At 38.4% G+C, this 4636-nt stretch carries 3 protein-coding genes and 1 pseudogene; 2 read left to right on the top strand and 2 right to left on the bottom strand.

The features are described from left to right. Window positions 1-478 precede the first annotated feature (478 nt). Window positions 479-1525 carry a Fic family protein gene (locus AC075L_RS07985; protein WP_161234258.1) on the bottom strand — a complete coding sequence of 349 codons (1047 nt, stop codon included), beginning with the start codon at window positions 1523-1525 and terminating at the stop codon, window positions 479-481. A 140-nt stretch (window positions 1526-1665) separates the two neighbouring features. Here AC075L_RS07985 and AC075L_RS07980 point away from each other — a divergent pair, with 140 nt between their 5' ends. Further along, the gene (locus AC075L_RS07980) at window positions 1666-2967 is read left to right on the top strand and encodes a transposase (protein WP_118340187.1); all 1302 of its coding nucleotides are present in this window, start codon (window positions 1666-1668) and stop codon (window positions 2965-2967) included. 67 nt (window positions 2968-3034) lie between these two features. Here the strand turns inward: AC075L_RS07980 and AC075L_RS07975 are convergent, their stop codons facing one another. Next, a complete protein-coding gene (locus tag AC075L_RS07975) occupies window positions 3035-4336 on the bottom strand; it encodes a transposase (RefSeq protein ID WP_118340187.1) in 1302 nt (433 codons plus the stop codon). 140 nt (window positions 4337-4476) lie between these two features. Here AC075L_RS07975 and AC075L_RS07970 point away from each other — a divergent pair. Further along, a pseudogene (locus AC075L_RS07970) lies at window positions 4477-4636 on the top strand (Fic family protein); the annotation flags it as partial.

The raw sequence follows: 4636 nt of genomic DNA, 5'->3' as shown, positions 1-4636 counted from the left end.
CCGGAACAACCTCCTGGTAAGGAGACCCTCTGCCAGACCTGAAAAGAAAAGAATTATCTGCAAAGACAAAGACGCCCTGATCGTCTGGCGTATGGACGATACAGAAGCGGTCCTTAACGGTTTCGTCTGGCACACCTGGAGGAAGAATGACTGGAGGCTAGGCTTTTGGCGACCCCTGACAGCCATAGGTCGGGTACGCTGGCCATTTTCCTTTCGGGTTTCGGGGGAGCACAATCGGGATAACTGTAGATTGAAGCCCGAATCAGGGCTTTGTGGGAATCGACACACAGAATCCCAATCCGACGTCAGATTTCCGAAAAAGCTCGTTTTTCTTATATAAATATTCCAGTTAAAATTTCCATTAATCGCCTTCCTAATGGTATAAGAAAAGCACCTCGGGAGAGATGCTTTCGCTTAATGTCTCAATGATTCCCTTAAAAACGCAACGCAAATAAGGGAAATAAAACTTAAAGGGGGATTACTTTAATCTGAAATAACAGGTTCCTTTACCCTTACCTTCTTTTTGTATTTCACCTAATGCGATAAGATCTCTGAATGCTTTTTCTATAGAACTGTTACTAAGTGTAGGGCAGAGTTCCCGAATATCCTGTTTATTGAAACGTCCTATTTTATACATGCTGGCTTGTCTTACCATCTCAAGAGCAGGAAGCTTCGTTTCGACGAGAGAGAAGCGATCCTCAAAATCTTTGTAAGCTGCAAGAATGGTTCCAAGCAAATATTTAATAAAAGGAACAACATCCTCAGTACCTTCATGCCATCCGTGTTGTGCCTGAGAAAGTGCACTATAATAGAGATCTTTATTCCTGGCAATTTTGGCTTCCAGAGAAATATACTTTCCCACGTAAAAGCCGTTTCTGTATAGAAGTAATGTGGTGAGCAGACGGCTCATTCTGCCATTACCATCATTAAATGGATGGATACACAGAAAATCATGGATGAAAATAGGAATAACAATTAGAGGTTCTACCTCCATATTTCCGATCACACGATTATACTCCTGACAGATTTTATCCAATGCCTCTGGTGTTTCAAATGGGGATAGCGGGGTAAATAATGTCTCTACATGTCCATCCGGATAGGTTGCACTTATATAATTTTGTACACCTTTAGTTCTGCCACCCATAGGATTATTCATATGGCTATATAAAATCTTATGAAGCTGCAAGATATAGTTTTGAGAAATAGGAATAGCATCAAAACTATCGTGGATAATATTAAGCACATCGCGATAGCCAGCAATTTCTTGTTCATCACGATTTTTTGGAGTTGTCTTTTCTTCCACGAGTTGTTTGATACGAGTACTTGTAGTGATAATGCCTTCAATGGCATTAGATGCTTCGGTACTTTGTATCTTTGCTATTTCTACAAGCTTCTCCAATTCCTGTGGCTTTTGCTTAAGAAACATCTCTTGTTTTCCTGCTTCTTTATATATTGCGGCAATCAAACCAAGAATATCTGAATCCCACTTTTGATTTCTGATCTCAGAATAATTAAAATTTCTCATTCCCTCACCTCTCTTTTATTCCCTTATAGCCATGAGCAAAACTCCACACATTCAGTATTTATGCGGGTTTGCGAGGCATGGCAACATCATTAATCACTTCAAATTTATAGTAACAATCAGCTCCAAATGATATAATTAAGTTGTCAAAATCAATTCACCGAAAGGAGCTGATTGTTATCTATCGTCAAGAAATTTTGAAAGACATTCGTCTTTTCACTTCACAACCAGTTGCAAAGTTTTATGATTCTCTTTTTTTGAATCTTGATTTATCCTTTGTTCCGGAATTCCCCAAGACAGGAAGGAAAGGCTTTTCAAATCACGCTATGATTTGTTCCTTTATTGTCATGAAATGCGAAGGCTTCTCCATGATTTCCGATCTTGTCGATTATCTTCACAATAATCTTCTGATTGCGCATTTTTGTGGCTTTGATATTTCTCGTCCACTTCCTTCTTATTGGACTTTTGATCGCTTCCTGAAAAATTTCGATAACAAAGTTCTCTCTGAAATCATGAAAACTCAGGTGTTATTCCTTTCTAAAGAAGGTATTGTAGACACTTCTTTTATTGGCTTAGATTCAACCCCTGTCTCTGCAAATACTTCACAGAATAATCCGAAATCTTTTCTCTCAAATAAGTTTAAACCCGGAAATCAACCAAGGGCGGATTCGGATTGTAAACTCGGCGTCCACACTGCATCCAATCAAACGAACGAGAAAAAATATGAATTCTATTGGGGCTATAAAAATCATGTCCTTGTAGACTGTATTTCAGGTCTTCCTATTTATGAAATGACCACAACCGCGGAAGTTCATGATGCTACCGTCGCTTTAGATATCCTTGCTGCTACCCATTCCTTTCAACCAATAACGGACTGCACATTCCTTGCCGACAAAGGTTACGATGTCAAAAATATCTACAATCAGGTTAAGGATCTTTACAATGGAGAATGTATCATTCCATTAAACAAACGTAATTCCAAAAATCCGAAACTTCTTCCTCAAGGGAATCCCATTTGCGAAGCAGGGCTTGCCATGTGGAAGGATGGTAAGTTTTCCGATTGTGGTCGTACCCGTCAAAAGTTTTGTTGTCCTCTAAAATCAAGTAAAGATACCGTTTGCCCATGCCACCACAAAAATTTCTATAATGGTAAAAAGCATCGTGGCTGTACGAAATATCTCACCATTCCTGATGATTTAAGACTTTCCATTGATAGGGACAGCAAATATTTTGAAAGTAATTATTCACTCCGCACAGAATGTGAACGCTATAATTCGCGTTTTAAAAATACTGGTCAGGAGCGGATGTGGGTGAGAAATAAAGCGTCTGTCACAAACTTAAACACACTTGCCCATATCAGTTTACTGGCAGTTGCCGTTGCCGCAATCACTAGACATTCTGGTCAGTCTTATCGCAAACTAAAAACAATAAAACGAATTGCTTGATTAAAAATTTCTCATAGTCTTATAATTTCGTAACTTACGAAATTATAAGACTATGAGAAATTTTTAATCAAGCAATTCGTTTTATTGTTTTTAGTTTGCGATAAGACTGACCAGAATGTCTAGTGATTGCGGCAACGGCAACTGCCAGTAAACTGATATGGGCAAGTGTGTTTAAGTTTGTGACAGACGCTTTATTTCTCACCCACATCCGCTCCTGACCAGTATTTTTAAAACGCGAATTATAGCGTTCACATTCTGTGCGGAGTGAATAATTACTTTCAAAATATTTGCTGTCCCTATCAATGGAAAGTCTTAAATCATCAGGAATGGTGAGATATTTCGTACAGCCACGATGCTTTTTACCATTATAGAAATTTTTGTGGTGGCATGGGCAAACGGTATCTTTACTTGATTTTAGAGGACAACAAAACTTTTGACGGGTACGACCACAATCGGAAAACTTACCATCCTTCCACATGGCAAGCCCTGCTTCGCAAATGGGATTCCCTTGAGGAAGAAGTTTCGGATTTTTGGAATTACGTTTGTTTAATGGAATGATACATTCTCCATTGTAAAGATCCTTAACCTGATTGTAGATATTTTTGACATCGTAACCTTTGTCGGCAAGGAATGTGCAGTCCGTTATTGGTTGAAAGGAATGGGTAGCAGCAAGGATATCTAAAGCGACGGTAGCATCATGAACTTCCGCGGTTGTGGTCATTTCATAAATAGGAAGACCTGAAATACAGTCTACAAGGACATGATTTTTATAGCCCCAATAGAATTCATATTTTTTCTCGTTCGTTTGATTGGATGCAGTGTGGACGCCGAGTTTACAATCCGAATCCGCCCTTGGTTGATTTCCGGGTTTAAACTTATTTGAGAGAAAAGATTTCGGATTATTCTGTGAAGTATTTGCAGAGACAGGGGTTGAATCTAAGCCAATAAAAGAAGTGTCTACAATACCTTCTTTAGAAAGGAATAACACCTGAGTTTTCATGATTTCAGAGAGAACTTTGTTATCGAAATTTTTCAGGAAGCGATCAAAAGTCCAATAAGAAGGAAGTGGACGAGAAATATCAAAGCCACAAAAATGCGCAATCAGAAGATTATTGTGAAGATAATCGACAAGATCGGAAATCATGGAGAAGCCTTCGCATTTCATGACAATAAAGGAACAAATCATAGCGTGATTTGAAAAGCCTTTCCTTCCTGTCTTGGGGAATTCCGGAACAAAGGATAAATCAAGATTCAAAAAAAGAGAATCATAAAACTTTGCAACTGGTTGTGAAGTGAAAAGACGAATGTCTTTCAAAATTTCTTGACGATAGATAACAATCAGCTCCTTTCGGTGAATTGATTTTGACAACTTAATTATATCATTTGGAGCTGATTGTTACTATAAATTTGAAGTGATTAATGATGTTGCCATGCCTCGCAAACCCGCATAAATACTGAATGTGTGGAGTTTTGCTCATGGCTATAAGGGAATAAAAGAGAGGTGAGGGAATGAGAAATTTTAATTATTCTGAGATCAGAAATCAAAAGTGGGATTCAGATATTCTTGGTTTGATTGCCGCAATATATAAAGAAGCAGGAAAACAAGAGATGTTTCTTAAGCAAAAGCCACAGGAATTGGAGAAGCTTGTAGAAATAGCAAAGATACAAA

The sequence above is a fragment of the Blautia sp. ZXY-1-B12 genome, assembly GCF_056339915.1.
This window is presented reverse-complemented; position numbering and strand designations above follow the sequence as displayed.